Origin of the sequence: Rhizobium phaseoli (assembly GCF_010668805.1) — a bacterium.
GTDB lineage: Bacteria > Pseudomonadota > Alphaproteobacteria > Rhizobiales > Rhizobiaceae > Rhizobium > Rhizobium phaseoli_A.
Window position 1 is genome coordinate 124,363 of record NZ_WUFT01000016.1, and the last position, 21,177, is coordinate 145,539.

Sequence of the window (21,177 nt, forward strand, 5' to 3'; positions counted from 1 at the left end):
ACTCACGTCGACTGCGAACATAATAAGAACATTGGCGAGGCGGCGGCTGACCTGAGACTATGAAATGGAGCACGGATAATGCGCGAGCAGCCGATCAGCGAAGCCGTGGAAGACAACGAACGTGCGGAGGTAATTGCCTATCACAAAGGCGATATGCACGCTGCGATCGAGACCCTCCTGGCAGATATTCGCCACCTCCGCCGGCAACTTGCATTGACTGAGGGCGTGATGGACCGCGGCATCACGCGCGGCTGGCGGCCGAGCTACGCTCGAGACTGACCGTCCGCGACCGAAAGCCATTTCCTCGAAGTGGCATTTAACGACTGGTGGTGGTCGCACCAGGGGCGTTCCGAGACAGCGTTAGCCGTCAACTGCACGCGCTTGCTTTCGCGGGGGAGATACCGCCGGCAAGCACGCCACCGAGCGTCGCTTCGTCTTCAGAGCGGGCCGCATGCGCATCACTGTCTGGGCAATGGGCGCCACGGAAGCGAAAGCGAAAGCCGAAATAGAAGCCGAATTCCGAGCAGCCAGGAAAGGGTGGCCCAAGCCGAAAGCGGGTTGGCAAATCCAGGAGGAAAGATGAGCGATACTGATAGGCCGGCGCTCCCACGACTGGATCCGCCGCGCGTTAGCAGCGCTTTCGGACACCACAATCGCTCCAGGTGTGCCTCATTTGTTAGGCTTTGGCTTTTCGGCAGGCCCGGTATCGCGTTGCTCTGAACCCAGCGCGGCGGAGTTGCCTTTCGCTGACGCCCCAGGGACCGAACGTTCCTTTCCGGTTGACCTCAGCAGCTTGTATGATTGCCCCAGTAGGGAAAGAGAGGATGAAATCGCAGGCTGGAAGAGCTTCTCCATAGGTGCACACCGCTACTTGCAGGCGGAGGCACACGGAAACCCTCAGCCGCCAGCGCCTACGTTTTCGGTTGCTGACGATACAGCCGAGCTAGGCTTCTGCTGCGAAAAGTCCACCCCGCCTTGGCAAGAGAGTTGTTGAGAGAGGGATTTTAGGGACCTGGAGCCACAGCGGCAGAACGATTGGTGCGGAACTGTACAGGAACCGCTGCCTTGGACAGGTGGTTAGGCGCATGGATCGCCGGATAGCGCATGCCCTTGCACTCTCGCGATCTACCCCTTCCCAGGGGTTCGGGCCGCGCAGAGGCAAGTTTTGGTCCCCTCCCTCTCCAACCGCTTCTGCGCGGCCTGCCTGCGATCCGACCTTGCCCAGCGGGACTGTCGGCTTAACCCGCAGGAGATGGCGGCCCTACACTCGCATCAAGAACCGCCTGTTGAGCCTTTATGAGCGTGCTGCCGGTGCTTTAGCCTCTCGGAGCGCTCGCTGGCTGATTACTTGATCGTTTTCTCCTGCGACGCCGCCCAATATGCTTGTTGGAAGTCCTGCAGCTACCAGCTCTATCACCTCGAGCTCATGGGGAGCCAGTGAAGCCCTCTGTCGAAGAGTCCTTTTTCGGCCTTAGCGCGCATTGCGAGAGGAAGCTGAAGGCTTCGACGCCCGCTCGAATGGCCTCTGCCAGTTCGCGTGATCCGATACTCCTGACAACGTATCCCGCCACCTCCTGCCGTAAGGCTGCGACAAGCGCTTCAACTTCCTCCGAGGCGGCCAGCATTAGGACCTTTGTCTCGGCTTCGCGCCAAAAGATTCGCTCGCACGTCGTAGATATCGAGACGAGTTCGCCGGCTGCCAGTCGCCTGCGCTTTGACTCTTCGTTTTGCCAACCGCTTTTCCGCCACGGCCAGCACTTCCCCTCCTTCGGGGCGCCCGACCACGCATAAGCTCAACTCCGGAGTTATACTGTTTTTCAAAAACAGTATAACGATCGAGAGGGCAGGCCATGGGATAGTCCTAACTCTATCGCCTTGAAAGGATCTGAACCTTCGACCCGTTAGCTCTGCACGTGGGATAACCCATATTTATGGAACTAGGTTGTTCCCCGACAATGCGGTATGCATGGCGGTTTGGCTGGTAGGAAGTGCGGGCGATCACGATTCTTTTTCAATCAACAGAAACAAAACGAAGCCGACGGTGACGCCGCTGTGAAGTGACGCGGAACGTCGACATCTGCCCGACCTGGGGTGGCGCATCGTTCCTGAAGGCGGCCGACAGGGTGGTCCAGGTGTTGGAGCACGTGCCGGCGTCGGTTAAGATTGTCCGCCATGTCGAAAAGCGCATGATCTGCAGGGATGGCGATACGACGGTAGCTGGCCCTGCCGATCGAGCGCGGCAAACCCGGGCCGGGACTGCTCGCCCATATCATGATCGCTAAATTCGACGATCACATTCCCCTCTATCGCCTATCCGAGATGTACGAGCGGTTAGGGATAGACATCTCGCGATCCGTAATGGCTGACTGGGTCGGTCGCGCATCCAGTCTGCTAGCTCCTCTCGTCTCGGCTACTAGGGCCCATAGTGCCTCCCTCCATTCTAACGAAAATAATCCACCATCAAATGCCGGGACTAAACACCCAGAGCTTTTTCGATCCGCCAGCCGGAATCGCCAACTCGGAAATCCGCGCAAACCTTTCAGCGGGCTGGATAATGCGTCACAAATTAGACGCTGCCTGAGTTCTTTGCCAACAGCAGAAAAAACAAAACGTTAAGGTGGCGCGATAGGCCAAAATATATCAAAAAAAATATCAATGTTATGTGTTGATATATCGCGGAGCGCCGTCTAGATCTGGTCACAAGCGGCACGGGGGTCTACCCCGGTCAGCGACGGGAGGCTTAGGTGAACCGACGTGACAACATGCACCCAGACAAAATCAGATCCGACAGGCCAGAGATGAAGATCGCCCTCTTAGATGGAGAACGTGACAGCTTCCTCTTGCCCCATTCCGTTGAACTCAGCGGCGAGAGAGTGCGATAGCGGCCAGCTGCGGCCGCGGCTGTTATAAAGGTCCCGAATCTCGCCTGGGTTAAAACGCGTGCCGATATGGTGAGGCCAATTAATTCGGGCTTGAATCGGAACGCCGCCCGATATCAATGAATAAGCTCCTGTAGGGTCCCCGAAGGACATCGACAGAGGAAAACCATCAAATGCGGTGTTGCAAGAACGCGCCCCCACAGCGTGGGGCTGACACAAACTTTTCTACTGAACCAGAACCTGCAAAGGCCGATATTGCCTACGATGCTATTCGACGAATTCTCCACAATAACGGCCGTGTGCCGGGGCAACATCTCAGGGAACAGGATCTGGCGTCTAATCTTGATCTTGGTCGAACACCAATTCGCGAAGCACTTCAGCGACTAGCAGCTGAAGGGAAGATCCAATACATCCCTCAGAAGGGCTTTTTCACCAGGCCGATGTTGGAGGGTACTCTGTTAGATTTTTATGTTGTTGGAAGTGAGACGCTAATCTCGGCGTTGAATCGAAAGCGGCCGCAGATCCCAGAGAGCTGGGCCGTGGCAGATAAATTGTCCCCCGACGAACTCGCCCTAACGGCAGAAGCGATATTTACTAGAATCGCCGAAGAAGCATCGAATTGCGAGGCATGTAAAATCGTTCAACGATTCTGTTTTTGCACTCACCCTCTACGAATGGAAATAACTGCGTCGGAACTTAGGCCCGCATTTGTCGAAAGCCTCGAGAAATTAATTGCCGCAATGTCTGAACTAGGCGCCGCGACAAACTTGGTGGAGTCCGCGTTGATGAACCACCTTGACCTAGAACGCGATGCCGTCCCAAGGGTCGTACAAGAGGTGAACGAACGTGGGTTAACAGGGCTTCCTGGGCACGCGAAAAGCTTGTGATATCGCCGTAATCTGAAGCACTCGGCTCGAGCATTTAAAGCCTATGTCGGAATAAATGCCCGCATCATTGCGTTACTAATAGGATCGACACTATTGGGCTAGTCGGATTCTTCCGGTTCCCCGAACTCCGCGATAGATAATAAAATGATTGGCACGCGCTGGATGTTTAGACCTGGCATTAGATAGAGCGAATCTGGTGAAGCGCTCGGGTTATGAAGCCCATGCTTTGCAAATGAACTCGTAGTGTGCGGAGGCCTTGAGAGGCTTGAGTCTGCGGCGAACAGGTACCCCATTGACATGGTAGTTAATGGCAGGAACAGCGCGGCGAACTTCAACATGTGGCCCGGTGATCCAACGGTTAACATGCCTCCCGCAGCAGGTCGACGCTATCGACGAGGACGACCTTGCCTCTGACTTCGACCCCCGACGGGGCGAGCGCCGCAAACGCGCGGGAAAGGGCTTCCGGCGCCAGTCCCAGTTTGCCGGCCAGGATTCGCTTTCGGTAAGGAAGGCGGAACGTAACCCGCGAGGTGGCCGCCGAGGCGGGGCAGCGGCTCATAAGGTAGTTTGCCACCCGTTGCGCGGCTGTGAGCAAGCGGTCTCCGGCAATACAATCCATCGCGCCCAGCAGGTGCCTGCCCATGATGCGCATGACGTTCCTGTGTACGACCGGATGTTGGTCGGCGAACGCCTGCAACTCCGCAAGCGCAAACAGCGCGACCTCGGCCCCGTCGGCGGACCGCGCGCTATAAGCGTAGGAGCCGCCCCCCGCGAGTAGATATTCTCCAAAGGTGTCGCCCGGCTCGCACACGCAGATATCCGCTTCGCGCCCGGCGGATTCCGATTTTGAAAGTCGCACAAACCCGTTCATGACGCAGTAGACGAACGATTCCTGCTGGCCCTCGGCTACGATCTTCTCGTCAGCGGCGAAGGTTCGAAACTCAGCCGTTCCGGTGAATTGCTCCACAGTCGCCTGATCCAAGCCAGCAAACAGGTCAGACTGCAGAAGCATAGAATTTTTCGCAAGCATCCATCTTCCTTTCGTGTTTGGACCCACTGCGGTCAGGGTTCTCGTTGATCGGTTTCGTCCTCGGCGAGGATCCGCCAGGCGGCGCCTTGAAGGTCGTCATACTGGCCGCTCTTTAGCGACCAAAGGAATGCCAGGAGCCCTATTCCTCCCATCAACAGCGCGATCGGTATGAGATAGATCAACATGTTCATGCGGCTTTGACCTCCTCACTCCTGCCGATCCGCCCTCGAATGTGCATATCCCGACGCTTGCCGAAGGCGTTCAGGCGCAGGGCGTTCGTCACGACGATGATCGAGGATGTCGACATTGCCACCGCCGCTATCAGCGGCGTCGCCAATCCGGCGATGGCGATCGGCACTGCCAGAACGTTGTAACCGATGGCGAGGGCGAAGTTCTGCCGGATGAGGCTGGCGGATCGTCGCGCAACGGCGATCGCTTCCGGAACAGCGTCAAGGCGATCGTTGAAGAAAACCAGGTCGGCCGCCTGTCTTCCGATATCGGAGGCTGTGGCCGGCGCCATCGAGACATGCGCGGCTGCAAGTGCCGGGGCGTCGTTGATCCCGTCGCCAACCATGAGCACGCGACGACCTTCGCCATTCAGCCTCTGGCATTCCTCGACCTTCTGTTTCGGCGTCAGAGAGCCCAAAGCCCTGTCGATACCCAGGGCATGCGCCGTATTGTCGACGACGGTCTGCCTGTCTCCGGACACGATCAGCGTTTCAAGGCCGGCTGCATCGAGCCGGTCGATTGCCTCGCAAGCACCCGGACGAAGCGTGTCATCGAAGAAGAAGCGAGCAAGATCGACACCATTCTTCGACAGGACCACTTCCGAGAACGGACTGTCGGCGGTGCGGGGCACGATGCTGGTTCCGCAGGCAAACGCCAAGTTGCCCAATCGATAGACATCTGCTCCGTTCCTGGCTTCCAGTCCCCCGCCGGGGATTTCCGTGACGATGTCGAAGGACATGAGGTCGGTTTCGGTGTCCCGTACCAGGGCCCGAGAAAGGGGATGCCGTGAATGCGCTGCCAATCCACGGGCGATCGCGGTGGCGCTCTCGTCCATGGCATCCACTCTGACAAGGCGCGAACTGCCGATCGTCAAGGTGCCCGTCTTGTCAAAGGCCACGGTGTCGGTTTCGGCCAGTCTTTCGAGTGCTGAGCCGTCCTTCACCATGATGCCCTTCCGGAAAAGTTCGCCCGTGGCGACGACCTGGACCACAGGTACGGCAAGACCCAATGCGCATGGGCAGGTAATGATCAGCACCGCAACGGCGACCAGCATGGCCTGTTTCCAGTCTCCGCCCAGGAGGCCCCAGGCAAGGAAGGAGACCAGCGCCAGCAGATGCACGACCGGAGAATAGAGCGTCGCAGCGCGATCGGCGATCCTTCGATAGCGAGCTCTTCCGCCCTCGGCGGCTTCCATGAGGCCGATGATCTCCGAGAGAAGCGAATCCTTGGCAATTCTTGTCGCCCGCAGCACGAGGGAGCCGGTCAGATTCATCGCCCCGGAACTCACTTCGCTGTTGCTGGCGACGGCGACCGGGCTGCTCTCGCCGGTGACGATGGAGAGGTCCAGGTCGCTCTCTCCGCTGACGACTATGCCATCGACGGGAACCCGTTCGCCTGCGGCTATCGAGATTTCATCCCCCGCCGCGATCTCATCTACCGCAATGTAGCGTCGCGACCCGTCCGGATTGATCAGCAATGATCCGCGCGGCGCCAGTCTTGCGAGTCCGTTGATCGCCGCCCGAGCCTTTTCGCGCATGACATGATCGAGGGTTCTGCCGATCAGCAGGAAGAAGAGCAGCGAGACCGAAGCGTCGAACCACGCATGCTCGCCGTGATGGACGGTCTCCCACAATGAAACGGCATAGGAGAGCGTCACGGCGAGCGAAATCGGAACGTCCATGTTGGTGCGCCGGTGCCGCAGCGCATTCCAGGCCGATTTGAAGAAGAAGCGCCCCGCATAGACCAGCGCGGGCGCTGCTATCATCGCCGAGATCCAATGAAACATGTCGCGCGTCGCAGCATCTGCACCCGACCAGACCGATACCGAGAGCAACATGATGTTGGCAGCGGCAAAACCGGACACGCCGATCGCGAGGAGAAGTTGATTTCTGGTCTTGTCGTTCTCGGGAGCTGAGGGCGTGAAGAGATGCGCGCGATATCCGGCCGAGTTGATCGCTGCCAGGATCTTGGACGGATCGGTTGCGCGTGTCTCTATCTCCTCCTGGTAGACGCAGCTCACCCTTCGAGCCGTGAGATTGACTCGCGCTGTCTTGACGAAGGAAAGCGCCAACAACGCCCTTTCGATGGTCGAAATGCAGCCACCGCAGTGGGCGTCGGGGACGCTCAGGTCCAGCTGGCGCAATCCTTCGCCGAGCGGCTGGCTCGCAAGGCGAACCTCTTCGGCACTGAATGATGTCGTGCTGAGGGCAAGCACGCTTTCTGCGTCCATGGTACAGCAGCTCACTGGCCTAACTCCGCGGTATCGATGCGTTTTGCCTCATGCATGACGACCACGCCGCCGTTTCGCGAGATGGCCTCGACGATCCAGTCACCGTCGGCTAGATCATGCTCCGCTTCGAACCGCCCCGCGGCTGTCTTCCTGAGCGTAAGGAGGAAGTCCTCGTGGTCTCCGACCGGACGTTTGAAATTCAGAATGACGTCGTCGACGATCGCAGGCGATCCGCTCTTGTCGTGAATATCGTAGCGGATCTCGTGCCCCTTTATGGAGAGGTTGCCCTCGATGCCGGAAGCGGCCATTGCCTTCATCGCCGCCGCTTTGCGGTTGAACTCCTGACTGGCGACATAGGTGTTTTCCACGACCAGACCGCTCCAGCTGGAAGAGGCATAGAAGGCCATGGTGACGTTCACCGCGATCACCACGCCAAAGAATGCCGAGGTCGAAAGCAGCATGTGCAAGCCTGTAAAACCTTGAGCGGAGGTCTTCATTTGATGTCTCCCGGTGCATTGAACGCCGCGCGGTAGGTTGCCCGATCGGCATGTTCGGTATCTTCGATCACGAACAGAAATTCATTGATCGCGGCTCCGGTAGGCTTGCGCGTAACGAAGACCTTCAGCGTCGTGGCCGCGTCGGGTTCGGCATGGACCGTAAAGCTGCGAGCGTCTTCCTTGCCGAACTCGGGAATGCGCATCGTCGCCCCCTCCAGCCCGACCAGGCTTATGTTCATATCCCTGGGCTTCGGCACCATGTTCAGAATACGAAGCGTGTAGCCATTCCGCAGCGAGCCGTCGCTTTCCAGAACATATTGGGGGTTTCGGTCGTGAACGACGTTGAGTTCAAGGCGCTCCCGAAAGGTGAGATGGACGAGCATGGCCACGCCGACCGACGCCCAGGCGACTGCGTAAAACACGGTTCTCGGACGAAAGATGATCCGCCAGTTGAAATGCCGGATCGCCGGAACGAAGGTCCCATTCTCGTTTCGAACTCTGGACGGTTTGACGGCCGTTCGTCCTTCGTCGGTGGCAAGCGACATGTTGCTCGAGTATTCGCTCAGGGTGGCGTAGGCGATCAGGCCGCGAGGCTTTCCGAGCTTGTCCATGACACCGTCGCAAGCGTCGATGCAGAGCGCGCATGTGATGCACTCCATCTGCTGTCCGTCGCGAATGTCGATTCCCATCGGACACACCGCCACGCAGGCATTGCAATCCACGCAATCCCCAACCGATAGGGCATTGACCAAAGCCTTCTTGGCGTGACGCGACCGCTGCTCGCCGCGCCAGTCATTGTAGGTGACGACGAGAGAATTTTCGTCGAGCATCGCACCCTGGATGCGTGGCCATGGGCACATATAGGTGCACACCTGCTCTCGCATGAGACCGCCGAGCACATAGGTCGTCGCGGTAAGGATGGCGACGGTGGTGTAGGCGGCTGCAGGCGCGCGACCGGTGAACAGCGAAACAAGCAGGTTCGGCGCGTCGGCAAAATAAAAGATCCACGCTCCGCCCGTGACGACGCCGATCAGCAGCCAGATCGAATGTTTGACGACGCGCTTCCTCAGCTTGGCAAAGCTCATGGGACCAGCGTCAAGCTTCATTCGCGCGTTTCGATCGCCTTCGATCGCACGTTCGACGACGAGAAAAAGATCAACCCAGACTGTCTGCGGACAAGCGTAGCCGCACCATGCGCGGCCAACCGCGGAAGTGACGAGAAACAGCCCGAACCCTGCCATGACGAGGAGACCCGCTACATAATAAAATTCCTGAGGCCAGATTTCGATGAAGAAAAAGAAGAAGCGCCGTGAAGAAAGGTCGATGAGGATTGCCTGGTCAGGCGCGTAAGGACCGCGATCCCAGCGAATCCATGGCGCGAGATAGTAGATGCCGAGCGTAATCAGCATGACGATCCACTTGAACCGACGGAATCGTCCCTCCGCACGCTTGGGAAAAACCTTCTTCCGAGGTGCGTAGAGAGGCTGCCGGTTGCGACGGGCATTGACCGGCTCGACATTGAGCCGCTCGATGTTATCGGGATCTGGTGCAGTGTAGAGGTTCATGGGACCTATCCGATTTCACCCACCCTTGTCCCATCTGCCGCGCATTCGTTCCTTGATGCAGATCAAGAGACAAGGCCTTCCCGCGAAAGGCAAAGGCCACGCCCTGGAGAGAGGGCGCGGCCTGCAGGAGCTGCGGGGGAACAACCACCGCTGGGACGTCCTCGACAAGTCTACAGCTAGCGGCTTGTCTGCCCGTGGTCTTTGAGACAGGTCAAACTGACAATCGAACTGCCGATCTTTGCCGGGTCGTCGTCCTGATCGGAAGGGGCGGCGTGGCCTTGGCGCGCGCCGAAACACGCGATCGTATGGTGGCGCGCGGCGTGCCATAGAGATCGAGGATCGGGTTGTGGCCGTGAGCTGCCATGGCTTTTCTCCTCACGTCCCGCCGCCGAGCGAATGGACGAAAATCGTAAGTTCCTTGACCGTCGTATCGCCGAGGCGCCCTGCCCAGGCAGGCATGACGCCATGCTTGGGAGCGGCCACCTGACGGGTGATCGCATCCTCGCCGCGTGCCTTCAGCCAGATCGCATCGGCGAGATCCGGCGCGCCCATTTCGGCTTTTCCTTTGGCGTCGTCGCCGTGACATGCGGCACAGTTATCGACGAAGACCTGTTTTCCGGCCTCTGCGAGGCCGGGGTCCGACGGTGTATTGGTCAGTCCCCAGACGTAAGCCGCGACCTGCCTTGTCTGGAGGGGATCCAGAACATCGGCAAAGGGCGGCATTTCGGAAGCATGAGTGTCCGTATCCTCGTTGAAGCGAATTCCATGCGCGATCGTCGCCTGGATGGCATCCAGGTCTCCACCCCACAGCCAATCGTCGTCGTTGAGGTTCGGAAATCCCGGACCGCCGCTTGCTCCCGAGCCATGGCACGGCGCGCAGTTCACCTTGAATGCAGACGCGCCGCCGGCGACCGCGAATTCGCGAAGGGCAGAATCGGAATCGATCTCGTGCACCGTCTTGGCGGCGATCAGATCACGCAGCGTCGTCTGCGATACTTTGGCCTGATCCAGATTCTGCTGCAACTCGGCGCGGCTGGAGAAACCCAGCATGCCCTTGGTGGCGTCGGTAACCATCGGGATCGCGGGATATGCGATCACATAGCCCAACGCCCAGACAATGGTGGCGTAGAAGGTCCACACCCACCAGCGGGGCATCGGATTGTTGAGTTCGCGGATGCCGTCCCATTCATGCCCGGTCGTTTCGACGCCGCTAAATTCATCGATATGTTTTTCCGACATCTTAATCGTCCTTCAAGGGAATATCGGCGGCTTCTTTCGCGGTTTGCTTGCTGCCTGGGCGAAGGGTGAACACAACCGCGCCGACGAAGAATGCCGCCATGGCCAAAAGGCCCCAGCTGTCGGCGAAGTGTCTCATTGCAGTGTAGGTTTCCATGGATCACCTCATCGGTAGCCGGTCGCGTCGTCGTAGGTCGAGAAATCGACCAACGTTCCGAGCATCTGCAGGTAGGACACCAGGGCATCCATTTCGGTCAGCGCAGCAGGATCGCCGTCGAAATCGCCGGTCTTCGCCTTCGGATAGCGGGAAAGCAGGGCCGTCGTATCTGCGTTCGGATCGGCTTGGGCCTTCATGTCGGCCTCCGCGTTCGCCAGCATGTCGTCGTTATAGGGCACGCCCACGTCCTCGTTGGCCTTCAGGTCCATTCCCACGTCCTTGACCGTCACCCTCTGCTCTTTGAGGAAGGCGTAACTCGGCATGATCGATTCCGGCACGACCGCCCGTGGATCGGCGAGATGCTGGACATGCCATTCGTTGGAGTAACGTGCGCCGACACGGGCCAGATCCGGCCCGGTTCGCTTGGATCCCCATTGGAAAGGATGATCGTACATGGACTCGGCCGCGAGCGAATAATGGCCGTAGCGTTCGACCTCGTCGCGGAACGGCCTGATCATCTGGCTGTGGCAGAGGTAGCAGCCTTCGCGGATGTAGATATTCCGGCCGGCCAATTCGAGCGGCGTATACGGCCGCATGCCTTCCACCTTTTCAATCGTGTTCTGCAGGTAGAACAGCGGTGCGATTTCGACGATGCCGCCGATGCTCACGACGAGCAGCGAACCGACGAGAAGAAGCGTCGCGTTCTTCTCGAGGATCTGATGTTTATCTAGTATCGATGCCATGTCTCACCTCATTCGGCAGGCTGTAGTTGGGGCGCGAAAGTGGTTGGGATTGCAGCTTCATCGCGCAGGTGGCCGCGGATCGTCATGAACACGTTCCAGGCCATGACGAGACCGCCCGCCAGGTAAAGCGTTCCGCCGACCGCGCGCAGCACGTAGTAGGGAAACATTGCCGCGACCGTCTCCGCGAAGGAATAGACGAGGAAGCCCTGGGAATTGTACTCGCGCCACATCAGCCCCTGCTGGATGCCGGCAACCCAAAGCACGGCGGCGTAGACGACGATCCCGAGGGTCGCGAGCCAGAAGTGCCAGTTGACCATCCGCAGGCTGTAGAGACGCTCGCGTCCCCATAGCTTCGGCGTCAGGTAGTAGATCGCCCCGAAGGTGATCATTCCCACCCAGCCGAGAGCGCCGGAATGCACGTGGCCGATCGTCCATTCGGTATAGTGGCTGAGCGAATTGACGGTTTTCACCGACATCATCGGGCCTTCGAAGGTCGACATCCCGTAAAAGGCGATGGCGACAATCATCATCCGGATGATCGGATCGGTGCGGATCTTGTCCCAGGCGCCCGAAAGGGTCATGAGACCGTTGATCATGCCGCCCCAGGAGGGCATCCAGAGCATGATCGAGAAGACCATGCCGAGGGTCTGGGCCCAGTCGGGCAGCGCCGTGTAATGCAGATGGTGCGGGCCGGCCCAGATGTACATGAAGATCAGCGCCCAGAAGTGGATAATCGAGAGCCGGTATGAATAGACGGGTCGGTTGGCCTGCTTCGGCACGAAGTAGTACATCATACCCAGGAAGCCGGCGGTGAGGAAGAAGCCGACGGCGTTGTGGCCATACCACCATTGGGTCAGCGCGTCCTGAACGCCCGAGAAGACAGAATAGCTCTTCGATCCCAGGAACGAGACGGGCACTGCAAGATTGTTGACCACGTGCAGCATCGCGATGGTGACGATGAAGGCGAGGTAGAACCAGTTTGCCACGTAGATGTGCGGCTCTTTGCGCTTCAGGATCGTTCCAAGATACACGGCGAGATAGGCGACCCAGACGATGGTCAGCCAGAGGTCGACGTACCACTCGGGCTCGGCATATTCACGGGCCTGGGTGATTCCGAGAACGTATCCGGTCGCAGCCATCACGATGAAAAGCTGGTAACCCCAGAATACGAACCAGGCCAGGCTGCCGCCGAAAAGACGCGCGCGACAGGTGCGTTGCACCACGTAGAACGACGTCATGATCAGCGCATTGCCGCCGAAGGCGAAAATGACCGCCGATGTGTGAACGGGCCGCAGCCTTCCGAAATTGAGATAAGGGGCGATGTTGAGGTCGGGAAAGGCCAGTTGCAGCGCGATGACCACGCCAACCAGGAAGCCGACTACGCCCCAGAATACCGTGGCGATCAGGCCATACCGTATCACCTCGTCGAAATAGCCTGATATATCGACTTTCCGCCGTTGGCCTGCCGGCGAAAAATCAACTCTCCTGATCAGGACAGCAGCGCCCGCGGCAAGGCAGAAGCAAAGTATCCCCATATGGACCGCAAAGAGATGATCATGCGCGAATGCGGCTAGTAGCAGCGCTAGAAACGCCGCGACCGCGATCACCATCGTTTCCGTTGTGTAATTCATGATGTCGTCCCCAGTACGCCGACGACCGCGTCGCGGCCGTCTTTCTCGCCAGGACTGTCATGAAGCGGCAAATTGCGCCTTGATCTGCGTCAACGAGAGGGCCGGTAAATGGGACAGCGCTACGCGTCTTAAGTCGTTGGCACATTCCGACTGTCATACCGTCACCCAGGGTGTTCTTGGTTCGATCTCGCGTTTTGCTGGTGGATCAGTTCTCTGGATTGCCGGAAGCATGTTGCTTTCAGCTTGTCGGTCATTCCAGACATTGCGCTGACCACGGCGATAATCTTATTTCTTCCTGCACCGCAACTCAGCTAAATGCCGAACAACTCGAGCGTAATGACGAAGATCTCGAAAACTCGACTCTCCGAATTTGACAATGGTCGTCTTTATGTTTCACCTAGAATATCGGCGCTGTGAACCACCAGGCCGACCATCAGTCCAAGCGTGTCGACGACGATATGACGCTTGCGTCCCTTGATCTTCTTGCCCGCGTCAAATGCCGCCGCTTTCCGTGGTTTTTACGCTTTGACTGTCGATCACGCCCGCAGACGGCGAGGCTTCCCGGCCTTCCAATTCACGCGCCTCCATCACAAGATGATGGTTGATCCGACCCCATAACCCTGTCGCTCGCCATTCATAGAAATAGGACTGCACAGTTGTAAAAGGCGGAAAATCCTTGGGCATCATCCGCCATTGGCACCCAGTCGTGGCGATGTAAAGCAACGCATTCACGACCTCGCGAAGATCGGTGCTACGCGGCCTGCCCAGCCGCCTCGGTTCGGGCAGGCAAGGCGAGATCAATCCCCATTCCCGGTCCGTCAGATCGCTTGCATACCGCATTGCGCGTCGGGCATATTGCCGACGGGTGAAATCAGTCCAGCCCATTGTGGTCTCCGTTCGTCCTAAGCAAACAAACAGAATCACAACTGGCTGATTTCACTCAACTCTTTTTCGGTCAGGCTCTTAGAGATCCTTACAATGTTCTTATGAGAACTTTTACTCAAATCACTGCCAGCTTTATTCTATTCTAAGCTTTATGGCCGCCCAATGCTGGCGGGAATGCAAATCGTCAGCGTCTGGGCGGCGCGCATGACGAAGGGCTGGTTGACCGACGGAGGCCGCTGTCGCGGCCGCCGTAAACAAGACCCTCGGAGCAGGCAAGATTACATGCACGCCGGCCACCGCCTATGAACTGCTCATTAGCTGCAGTTTCTTTCATCCGCCGATTGCTTCGTAGCGTGCAGAATTGGGGCCTCAGGGTGACGAGCGCGCGAGAGCGGGCGGAGGTGGATATTCGACTTTCCGCCTCAACCTTCGCGCAAGACCAGAAGAGAATTGTGGGTGTAGGAAACCCCTTACTGGCAGGCGGTCAGGCCGCCCGGATTTCGAATGGCGGCAAAACCGACGCCGTCGATCGTGTTGTCGTTACGGACAATGAAGCAGTAATTCATCGGCGGGAGGTGCGGCGACGATGCAGGAGTTGGCCCCAGCCGGAATGACATAGGTGTCCGCTCCGACGATCGCAAAGACGGAGGCCGTTCCATTCGGATGGGGCACCGGCTGCTTGGTGAACAGGATCGCATCGTTCGGCGGTGCGACCGCAATGGCCTGCTAGTTCCGGGAATCGGACGAAAATACGAGTTGTGCCGCGTCGGGCAGCGCTGTTGCGAGGATAGAGACGGTGGCAATGGCAAGCCCGGCAGCGATTTTACCGCGACGTGCTGTTTGGCCAGCGGATTTCAATGTAATACGTAACGTTGCTATATTCCTTTTGTTCAAGGGTTTATTGGCTTGCTCAAGCGTCAGTGATGATCCGGATCTCTGGGTCTATGGTCCTCCTGTCGCCGAAAAGGTTCCGTCAGCTTTGTAAGTCACGGTGTAGGCCGCGTAGCCCATGGTGAAATCGCAGCATGCCGAGTTGCTCTCGTCATAAGCGACGGTGCTTCCGACCGGCTGGTAGCCCATCTTCACGAAAAAGATCTGCTTCGGTATGCAGTTCATGACGGCGTTGGGGACAGGAGCGACAAAGCTCGAGAGTATAACCGCCTGATTGTTGTTCAGGGCGACGACGCCGCAATAGAGTTCGGGATGCGGCAACGGGGTATAGGAAGGCACGTTCATGCCAAACCCTCCGATCGCAATTCCGGCTTGATTGGCGGGCGCGGAAAGTCCGAGCGGATCGAGCGTCAAGGTCGTGCAGTTGTCCGGCGAACCGTCAACCGTGGTGAGCGTAACCGGTCGGAACGCGGATGTGCTACCGACCACGGATAGTGTGGCGGCATTGAGCGAGAGAAGCGCGATCAGCTGCGAGGGCGACGCCGCCTGTTTGGTGCTGAATGCACCTGCATAGACCTGACTGTCCAAACCGAAATTGACTTGCGCTCCCGAACTTGCGTAATTGCCGATGCTTTGGCAGCCGAGACTGCCGCTGAAGACGAGACCAGGGCTCGGCAGCAACGGAAATGCGGCCTGCTTCTGGAACACATAGAAATATTGCGTCGTCTGCGAAAAGTTCCGAACGATGATCTGGTAGGACGAACTGGTCATTGCGTGTGACAATCCCCTTAGAGATCCAGCCTGTCCGCGCCCGGGCGGCGGCGGCAACCGCGAGGATGGTGCGCAGGTGAAGAGGGGACGGTTCTTCACCTGCATGGGTGCCAAGGCTTACTGGAGCTGCGTGGTCCAGGTGCCGTCAGATTTCAGGCTGACGTTGCAGACGGAATAGCCGCCAGTGAAATCGGAAAGCGCCGCGTTCACGCTCGATTGCGTGAAGTTCATCACGACACCTGGCGTGTAGGCGCCGGTCTGGACATAATATTTAAGGATCGGCTGGCAATCGGTATTGCTGGCGGGGTTTGCCTGCACGAAGTTGGAGAGCACGATGCCGCCATTGACGGCAACCGCCGAGCCGACATTGAAATAGGGCGGCGCGTTGAAGACCGGCGTGGTGATGCGGAAGGCGCCAGGCTGCACACCCTCCCCGTAGATCGGCGAGGATAGTCCGAGCGGATTAACCGTCGCGGTCGTCCAATCGTTCGGTTTGCCGCTGCTACCGGAACTCGTAGCAAGATCGATGGCGCGGCTGGCTGACGAGTAGCCGGAAGAGGCGCCGATTTGCGGCTGTGTGTTCGCCGGCTGGATGCCGGCATAATATTGCAGGTTAACCTGGAAGGTCAGGATCGCGCCCGTGTTGTCATAGTTGCCGAGCGATTGCGAGAAAAGGCTATTCGAATAGACTCTCCCCCCGCCGGTATAAATGGCCGGCTGCTGGAAGAAGTAGAAGGTTTGCGTCTGGGGTTCGCAATTTTTCACGTTGATGGTCAGCATTGTAGACATGTCGGCAACCCTTCTGCCTGAGGGATTTTGCACTTACGTGCAACAGTCGATTTGTGAGATACTCACGGCTGGTCGGCGTGGCATGTTTCGTTCCTGTTGTTTGATCTGCGACACGTTTCAGGTGCTGTGGGGTGTTAAATGCCGCACCCGATCCTCCTTCTCATTTATTTTCCTCCACGTGTTCGAACCGATGCGGTTATCCCGCAACGCGGATGCGAAAGCCGTTCCGCTGCCTCGCAATAGCTCACAAGATTCGTGCCAAGCAGGCCGATAGAGATGACGAACAATATTTACTGCGATTCCAGTTATGTGGGCGCAAAATGCGCGATTGAGAACAGGAACGCTTGTCACGTAAACGACAAAGGTGATGACAATGTCGCAAATTGTTGTATGCGTCTGAAGGACCACAAGCTGGCGCTGGCTCAGCAGTAAGGCGCGTCAGATCAAGTGGCTTCGGCTTTGGTTATGCGGTAGCTCGCCCAACCGATCAGAACGGCGTTGATGTAACGATTGAGGCGGAGAAAAGCCAAGACCTCGACGCGCTGCAGCAGCTTTTATGGACGGCTTTCGATTGATATTTCCAGCAAGGGTTACTCGACGCTTCTGGCAATCATCCTGTTCACGCCCGCAACATCAGCTAAACCGCTTGTCCAAGCCTCACTAGGCGCCCGCAGCGTTATTTTCTCGATCGCTGTGCTTCTGATCGCGCATACGGTGTCGCTAGTCAGATTATCAACGGCAAACCGAAGCGCGATACACGCCCACCGCACCAGAGCTTCAGTCCCCGTGCTATCTCCCGGGGGATTATTCGGCGTTGAAATCTTCCAACTCGTGGCGCAGCTATCATGGACTTGTCCGACCTGAAGGCTATCGAACCGCCCCTCCACTCGCGGTGGTGATCGGGGCGGATTGCGACACGACATGTCGGCAACCCTACAAAACCCCTTCGCATAGCGACAACGAAACATGTGCAATCTCGAAGGCTTACCGGCGCAACCTGATTGGCACGAGCAGTGCTCAGAGTTAGCCGGGTCCCTAAAGCCCGAATCCGATTGGGAGCTTAAACGACGATGCACATCGTGGTCTGTATCAAACAAGTGCCGGACTCAGCGCAGATACGCGTCCACCCGGTGACAAATACGATCATGCGCCAAGGCGTACCGACCATCATTAACCCATACGACCTGTTTGCTCTCGAAGAGGCACTTCAGGTTCGTGACCGCTATGGGGGCGAGGTGACCGTTCTAACGATGGGACCGCCCATGGCTGAGCAAGCGCTACGCAAAGCCCTTACCCACGGCGCAGATCGCGCAGTGCTTCTGACCGACCGCCACTTTGCCGGATCTGACACGCTGGCGACCTCGTATGCTCTTTCTCAAGCAGTAGCGAAGATTGGCGAGAGCTATGGGGGGCCTGATATCGTCTTTACGGGAAAGCAGACAATTGACGGCGACACGGCCCAGGTCGGACCCGGAATTGCAAAGAGGCTGAACCTCCAGCAACTGACTTACGTAACGAAGATTGTCTCCATTGATCCCACTTCGCGCGAGCTCATGGTTGAACGGCACGCGGAGAGCGGCACGCAGATGCTGAAGAGCACGTTGCCATGTCTCATCACCGTGCTGGAAGGTGTCAATGCTATCCGCCGGGGCTCTCTCGATGATGCTTTCCGTGCAGCGCGAAGCCAGGGTCTTAAATGGGGGGCCGCTGACGCCGGCATTGGGGAGTTGACCAAATGCGGCCTACGAGGATCGCCGACGGTCGTGAAGCGAGTATTCGCTCCTGGTCCGCGCGCCGAAAAAGCTATGCAAGTGGACATTAACGACAAAACGTTGGCCGAGGTCGCCGCGGACACGGTCGTTGCAATTTTTGCCCGCCAGCCCGTTTTGGAACGCAAGCTCACGTCCCATGGCAATCGGTGAGCAGCGAGGAGTAGATTTTGGTCGCTAGAAAAAATGAAACGCCGTCAAACGCGGTCGGCCGCGCCAGCTCAGGGAAAAAGCTGCTTAAGTGTTTCGAAGATCACCGGCACGTCTGGGTCTTCATGGAACTTGAGGGCGGCAATGTTCATCCCGTATCGATTGAACTCCTCGGCGAAGGCCGCAGACTAGCTGACAAACTGGGTGTCCAACTGGCCGGGGTAATCCTCGGTTCGTCTGAAGGCGTGGGCACCAAGCCGGCGATCGAAGAGGCCTTCGCTTACGGAGCTGATGTCGCCTATCTGGTAGAGTCGCCCCTCCTCGCCAACTATCGAAACGAACCCTTCACCAAGGCTTTGACGGATCTGGTCACTACTCACAAACCAGAAATTCTCCTTCTCGGCGCGACTACGCTCGGCCGCGACCTCGCCGGTGCTGTTGCAACGACCTTACAAACAGGGCTTACGGCTGATTGCACCGAGCTGGATGTTGATGGAGATGGTTCACTCGCAGCGACGCGGCCAACTTTCGGCGGGTCCTTGTTGTGCACGATCTACACGCTGAACAGCCGGCCGCAAATGGCAACGGTGCGGTCCAGGGTCATGGCGACGCCGCAACGCTCGGATAAGCCAATTGGACGCGTTATCCAACATCAACTCCTGATGGTTGAGGAGGAGATCGTCACCAAAGTGCTCGCGTTCCTTTGTAACAGCGGGTCTGAGCAATCCGATCTGGCCAACTCCGACATCGTGGTTGGGGGCGGACTCGGCCTCGGCGCTGCAGGAAACCTGCAATACTTGAGAAACCTGGCAACGACGATCGGCGGGGGAGTCGGGTGCTCGCGCCCACTGGTCCAAAAAGGCTGGATGCCTGCTGATCGACAAATTGGTCAGTCCGGCCATACCATTAGACCCAAGCTCTACATCGCGGCGGGAATATCTGGCGCGGTCCAACATCGCGTTGGCGTCGAAGGAGCCGATCTGATTGTGGCTATCAACCTTGACGAGAACGCTCCGATCTTTGACTTCGCCCACATCGGCGTTGTCGCATGCGCGCTGGAGTTCTTGCCGGCGTTGACAGAAGCTTTCGCCAAGCGAATGCCACCGCACAACTCTATCAAGGTTATGGACCGAGGAAGGCTAGATGACCAAGGGTAAGTTCGACGCGATAGTCATTGGCGCCGGTATGTCCGGCAACGCCGCAGCGTATTCGATGGCTAGTCGCGGTCTAAAAGTGCTGCAGCTGGAGCGCGGAGAACATTCAGGCTCTAAAAATGTTCAAGGGGCTATATTGTACGCCAACATGTTGGAGGCGATTATCCCAAACTTCCGCGATGACGCTCCTCTTGAACGGCATCTGGTAGAGCAACGATTCTGGCTAATGGATGACTCGTCGCACACGGGCGTGCACTATCGCTCTGATGACTTTAACGAACTGAAGCCAAACCGGTATACGATCATCCGCGCCCAGTTTGACAAGTGGTTCTCGTCCAAGGTGCGCGATGCCGGCGGCACAATCCTTTGTGAAACGACAGCGACTAGGCTCGCTCGGAACCTGAGAGGTAAAGTAGTAGGCGTCCACACGGACCGGGAGGGCGGTGTGATCCTCGCGGACGTGGTCGTCCTCGCTGAGGGCGTAAACGGACTGCTTGGAACTCGAGCCGGCTTACGCGATATACCGAGGCCAGAAAATGTGGCCCTCGCTGTCAAGGAAATGCATTTCATGCCGGAAGAGGTCATCGCAGAGCGCTTCGGCCTCAACGGTAGCGAAGGCTGTGTGATCGAAGCCGGCGGCACGATCTCACGCGGAATGGCCGGACTGGGCTTCCTTTATACCAACAAGGAGTCGATCTCGGTGGGGATCGGCTGCCTCGTCTCCGGTTTAGCGGGAGGCATGGAAAATCCGTACCGCCTTCTTGACGCCTTCAAGCGACATCCCTCGATCCGACCATTACTGGCCGGATCAGAGATAAAAGAATACGCCGCGCATCTTATTCCCGAAGGGGGCTTCAAGGCAATCCCGCAACTCTTTGGCGACGGGTGGGTGGTCGTGGGCGATGCGGCGCAACTAAACAATGCCGTGCATAGGGAGGGATCAAACCTCGCGATGACATCAGGCCTCATGGCCGGCGAAGCGATCTGTCAGATAAAGAGCCGTGGCGGCTTGATGACGAAGCGCAATCTCTCTCTCTATAAGGGCATGCTGGATAAGTCGTTCGTCATGAAAGATCTGATAAAACACAAAGATCTTCCAAGCCTCCTCCACACTGACAGTCACAACTTTTTCATGACGTATCCAACGCTTATATCTCAGGCAGCGCAAAATTTTGTGCGCGTCGACGGTGAACCTAAAATCAACAGGGAGAAGGCCACAGCCGCCTCCTTTATCAAGGCACGATCCCGTTGGGGGTTGATTAGCGACGCGGTCCGCTCCGCCGTATCTTGGCGTTAAAGGAAAATTCGATGAAGGCGACCATCATTGAGCGCATTGAGGACAAGCTGTACCAAAACCGATATCTCGTCGACACTGGACGTCCGCATATAACAGTGCGACCGCACCGGTCGCCAAGCCCGAACCTGCTCGCCTTGACGCAAATCTGTCCGGCCAAATGCTACGAGCTGAACGAAATTGGTCAGGTGGCGATTGTTCCCGATGGCTGCTTGGAATGCGGCACATGCAGAGTGTTGTGCGAAGCTAGTGGCGACATAAAGTGGAATTATCCCCGGGGCGGGTTCGGGGTCCTCTTCAAATTCGGATGAGGAGTCCCTACCTCCGGCGGGATAGCAGCGACCGATCCAGCTGCATTAGCGGCGGCGATTGAATGTGCATCCACTCAACC

General features: G+C 57.8%; 18 protein-coding genes and 4 pseudogenes. 8 read left to right on the top strand and 14 right to left on the bottom strand.

Annotation, left to right across the window (positions count from 1 at the left end):
- Window positions 1–78 precede the first annotated feature (78 nt).
- From GR197_RS23400 to GR197_RS23410, 4 genes and pseudogenes are all read left to right on the top strand, one after another.
- Window positions 79–279, top strand: coding sequence for a hypothetical protein (locus tag GR197_RS23400; protein WP_164013876.1), 201 nt, complete (start codon window positions 79–81; stop codon window positions 277–279).
- 19 nt (window positions 280–298) lie between these two features.
- A pseudogene (locus GR197_RS32475) lies at window positions 299–583 on the top strand (hypothetical protein).
- Between the two features lie 1,495 nt (window positions 584–2,078).
- Window positions 2,079–2,436 (top strand): annotated as a pseudogene (locus GR197_RS23405) (IS66 family transposase); the annotation flags it as partial.
- Window positions 2,437–3,052: 616 nt separating this feature from the next.
- Window positions 3,053–3,766: a GntR family transcriptional regulator gene (locus GR197_RS23410; RefSeq protein WP_003549684.1), complete on the top strand. Its 714-nt coding sequence runs from the start codon at window positions 3,053–3,055 to the stop codon at window positions 3,764–3,766.
- Window positions 3,767–4,124: 358 nt separating this feature from the next.
- Here the strand turns inward: GR197_RS23410 and GR197_RS23415 are convergent, their stop codons facing one another.
- The 14 genes and pseudogenes from GR197_RS23415 to GR197_RS23480 all read right to left on the bottom strand — a co-directional run bounded on the left by GR197_RS23415 (window position 4,125) and on the right by GR197_RS23480 (window position 16,419).
- Entirely contained in the window at window positions 4,125–4,796 is a 672-nt protein-coding gene (locus GR197_RS23415) for a Crp/Fnr family transcriptional regulator (RefSeq protein ID WP_011654245.1), read from the bottom strand.
- A gap of 32 nt (window positions 4,797–4,828) precedes the next feature.
- Window positions 4,829–4,987 carry a cbb3-type cytochrome oxidase assembly protein CcoS gene (ccoS, locus tag GR197_RS23420; protein WP_003549679.1) on the bottom strand — a complete coding sequence of 53 codons (159 nt, stop codon included), beginning with the start codon at window positions 4,985–4,987 and terminating at the stop codon, window positions 4,829–4,831.
- Window positions 4,984–7,269, bottom strand: a complete 2,286-nt coding sequence (locus GR197_RS23425; RefSeq protein ID WP_131711129.1) for a cation-translocating P-type ATPase — start codon at window positions 7,267–7,269, stop codon at window positions 4,984–4,986. The genes ccoS and GR197_RS23425 overlap by 4 nt, the downstream gene beginning before the upstream one ends.
- Window positions 7,266–7,751, bottom strand: coding sequence for a FixH family protein (locus tag GR197_RS23430; RefSeq protein WP_011654243.1), 486 nt, complete (start codon window positions 7,749–7,751; stop codon window positions 7,266–7,268). Before GR197_RS23430 ends, GR197_RS23425 begins: the two co-directional genes overlap by 4 nt.
- Window positions 7,748–9,316 (bottom strand): cytochrome c oxidase accessory protein CcoG, encoded by a 1,569-nt coding sequence (gene ccoG, locus GR197_RS23435; RefSeq protein ID WP_164013878.1) that lies wholly within the window; start codon window positions 9,314–9,316, stop codon window positions 7,748–7,750. Before ccoG ends, GR197_RS23430 begins: the two co-directional genes overlap by 4 nt.
- Before the next feature lie 176 nt (window positions 9,317–9,492).
- Window positions 9,493–9,680 (bottom strand): annotated as a pseudogene (locus tag GR197_RS23440) (hypothetical protein).
- A gap of 11 nt (window positions 9,681–9,691) precedes the next feature.
- The gene (gene ccoP, locus GR197_RS23445; RefSeq protein WP_020048100.1) at window positions 9,692–10,555 is read right to left on the bottom strand and encodes a cytochrome-c oxidase, cbb3-type subunit III; all 864 of its coding nucleotides are present in this window, start codon (window positions 10,553–10,555) and stop codon (window positions 9,692–9,694) included.
- 1 nt (window position 10,556) lies between these two features.
- Entirely contained in the window at window positions 10,557–10,709 is a 153-nt protein-coding gene (locus tag GR197_RS23450; protein ID WP_003568501.1) for a CcoQ/FixQ family Cbb3-type cytochrome c oxidase assembly chaperone, read from the bottom strand.
- A gap of 8 nt (window positions 10,710–10,717) precedes the next feature.
- Window positions 10,718–11,452, bottom strand: coding sequence for a cytochrome-c oxidase, cbb3-type subunit II (ccoO, locus tag GR197_RS23455; protein ID WP_020048099.1), 735 nt, complete (start codon window positions 11,450–11,452; stop codon window positions 10,718–10,720).
- 8 nt (window positions 11,453–11,460) lie between these two features.
- Entirely contained in the window at window positions 11,461–13,083 is a 1,623-nt protein-coding gene (ccoN, locus tag GR197_RS23460) for a cytochrome-c oxidase, cbb3-type subunit I (protein WP_020048098.1), read from the bottom strand.
- Window positions 13,084–13,484: 401 nt separating this feature from the next.
- Window positions 13,485–13,968: pseudogene (locus GR197_RS23465) on the bottom strand (IS5 family transposase); the annotation flags it as partial.
- A gap of 470 nt (window positions 13,969–14,438) precedes the next feature.
- The gene (locus tag GR197_RS32480; protein WP_155247461.1) at window positions 14,439–14,585 is read right to left on the bottom strand and encodes a hypothetical protein; all 147 of its coding nucleotides are present in this window, start codon (window positions 14,583–14,585) and stop codon (window positions 14,439–14,441) included.
- A gap of 325 nt (window positions 14,586–14,910) precedes the next feature.
- A complete protein-coding gene (locus GR197_RS23475) occupies window positions 14,911–15,744 on the bottom strand; it encodes a hypothetical protein (RefSeq protein ID WP_011654238.1) in 834 nt (277 codons plus the stop codon).
- 3 nt (window positions 15,745–15,747) lie between these two features.
- On the bottom strand, window positions 15,748–16,419 hold the full coding sequence (locus GR197_RS23480) for a hypothetical protein (protein WP_011654237.1): 672 nt from the start codon (window positions 16,417–16,419) through the stop codon (window positions 15,748–15,750).
- A 1,070-nt stretch (window positions 16,420–17,489) separates the two neighbouring features.
- Between GR197_RS23480 and GR197_RS23485 the strand changes: the two genes are divergently transcribed.
- From GR197_RS23485 to GR197_RS23500, 4 genes are read left to right on the top strand one after another with little or no spacing between them, the layout of a single operon-like run.
- Window positions 17,490–18,341, top strand: a complete 852-nt coding sequence (locus GR197_RS23485; RefSeq protein ID WP_011654236.1) for an electron transfer flavoprotein subunit beta/FixA family protein — start codon at window positions 17,490–17,492, stop codon at window positions 18,339–18,341.
- A gap of 17 nt (window positions 18,342–18,358) precedes the next feature.
- Window positions 18,359–19,495, top strand: coding sequence for an electron transfer flavoprotein subunit alpha/FixB family protein (locus tag GR197_RS23490; RefSeq protein ID WP_011654235.1), 1,137 nt, complete (start codon window positions 18,359–18,361; stop codon window positions 19,493–19,495).
- Window positions 19,482–20,789, top strand: a complete 1,308-nt coding sequence (locus tag GR197_RS23495) for an NAD(P)-binding protein (RefSeq protein WP_011654234.1) — start codon at window positions 19,482–19,484, stop codon at window positions 20,787–20,789. Before GR197_RS23490 ends, GR197_RS23495 begins: the two co-directional genes overlap by 14 nt.
- A gap of 11 nt (window positions 20,790–20,800) precedes the next feature.
- Entirely contained in the window at window positions 20,801–21,097 is a 297-nt protein-coding gene (locus tag GR197_RS23500; RefSeq protein WP_011654233.1) for a ferredoxin family protein, read from the top strand.
- Window positions 21,098–21,177 lie beyond the last annotated feature (80 nt).

What these genes read in the sequence shown, in the direction of transcription:
- ccoG (WP_164013878.1), bottom strand. Translation starts at nt 9,316, where the DNA reads ATGAACCTCTACACTGCACCAGATCCCGATAACATCGAGCGGCTCAAT.
- ccoP (WP_020048100.1), bottom strand. Translation starts at nt 10,555, where the DNA reads ATGTCGGAAAAACATATCGATGAATTTAGCGGCGTCGAAACGACCGGG.
- GR197_RS23500 (WP_011654233.1), top strand. Translation starts at nt 20,801, where the DNA reads ATGAAGGCGACCATCATTGAGCGCATTGAGGACAAGCTGTACCAAAAC.
- GR197_RS32480 (WP_155247461.1), bottom strand. Translation starts at nt 14,585, where the DNA reads ATGTCATTCCGGCTGGGGCCAACTCCTGCATCGTCGCCGCACCTCCCG.
- GR197_RS23415 (WP_011654245.1), bottom strand. Translation starts at nt 4,796, where the DNA reads ATGCTTGCGAAAAATTCTATGCTTCTGCAGTCTGACCTGTTTGCTGGC.
- ccoO (WP_020048099.1), bottom strand. Translation starts at nt 11,452, where the DNA reads ATGGCATCGATACTAGATAAACATCAGATCCTCGAGAAGAACGCGACG.
- GR197_RS23450 (WP_003568501.1), bottom strand. Translation starts at nt 10,709, where the DNA reads ATGGAAACCTACACTGCAATGAGACACTTCGCCGACAGCTGGGGCCTT.
- ccoN (WP_020048098.1), bottom strand. Translation starts at nt 13,083, where the DNA reads ATGAATTACACAACGGAAACGATGGTGATCGCGGTCGCGGCGTTTCTA.
- GR197_RS23430 (WP_011654243.1), bottom strand. Translation starts at nt 7,751, where the DNA reads ATGAAGACCTCCGCTCAAGGTTTTACAGGCTTGCACATGCTGCTTTCG.
- GR197_RS23400 (WP_164013876.1), top strand. Translation starts at nt 79, where the DNA reads ATGCGCGAGCAGCCGATCAGCGAAGCCGTGGAAGACAACGAACGTGCG.
- GR197_RS23485 (WP_011654236.1), top strand. Translation starts at nt 17,490, where the DNA reads ATGCACATCGTGGTCTGTATCAAACAAGTGCCGGACTCAGCGCAGATA.
- GR197_RS23410 (WP_003549684.1), top strand. Translation starts at nt 3,053, where the DNA reads ATGCGGTGTTGCAAGAACGCGCCCCCACAGCGTGGGGCTGACACAAAC.
- GR197_RS23480 (WP_011654237.1), bottom strand. Translation starts at nt 16,419, where the DNA reads ATGTCTACAATGCTGACCATCAACGTGAAAAATTGCGAACCCCAGACG.
- ccoS (WP_003549679.1), bottom strand. Translation starts at nt 4,987, where the DNA reads ATGAACATGTTGATCTATCTCATACCGATCGCGCTGTTGATGGGAGGA.
- GR197_RS23495 (WP_011654234.1), top strand. Translation starts at nt 19,482, where the DNA reads ATGACCAAGGGTAAGTTCGACGCGATAGTCATTGGCGCCGGTATGTCC.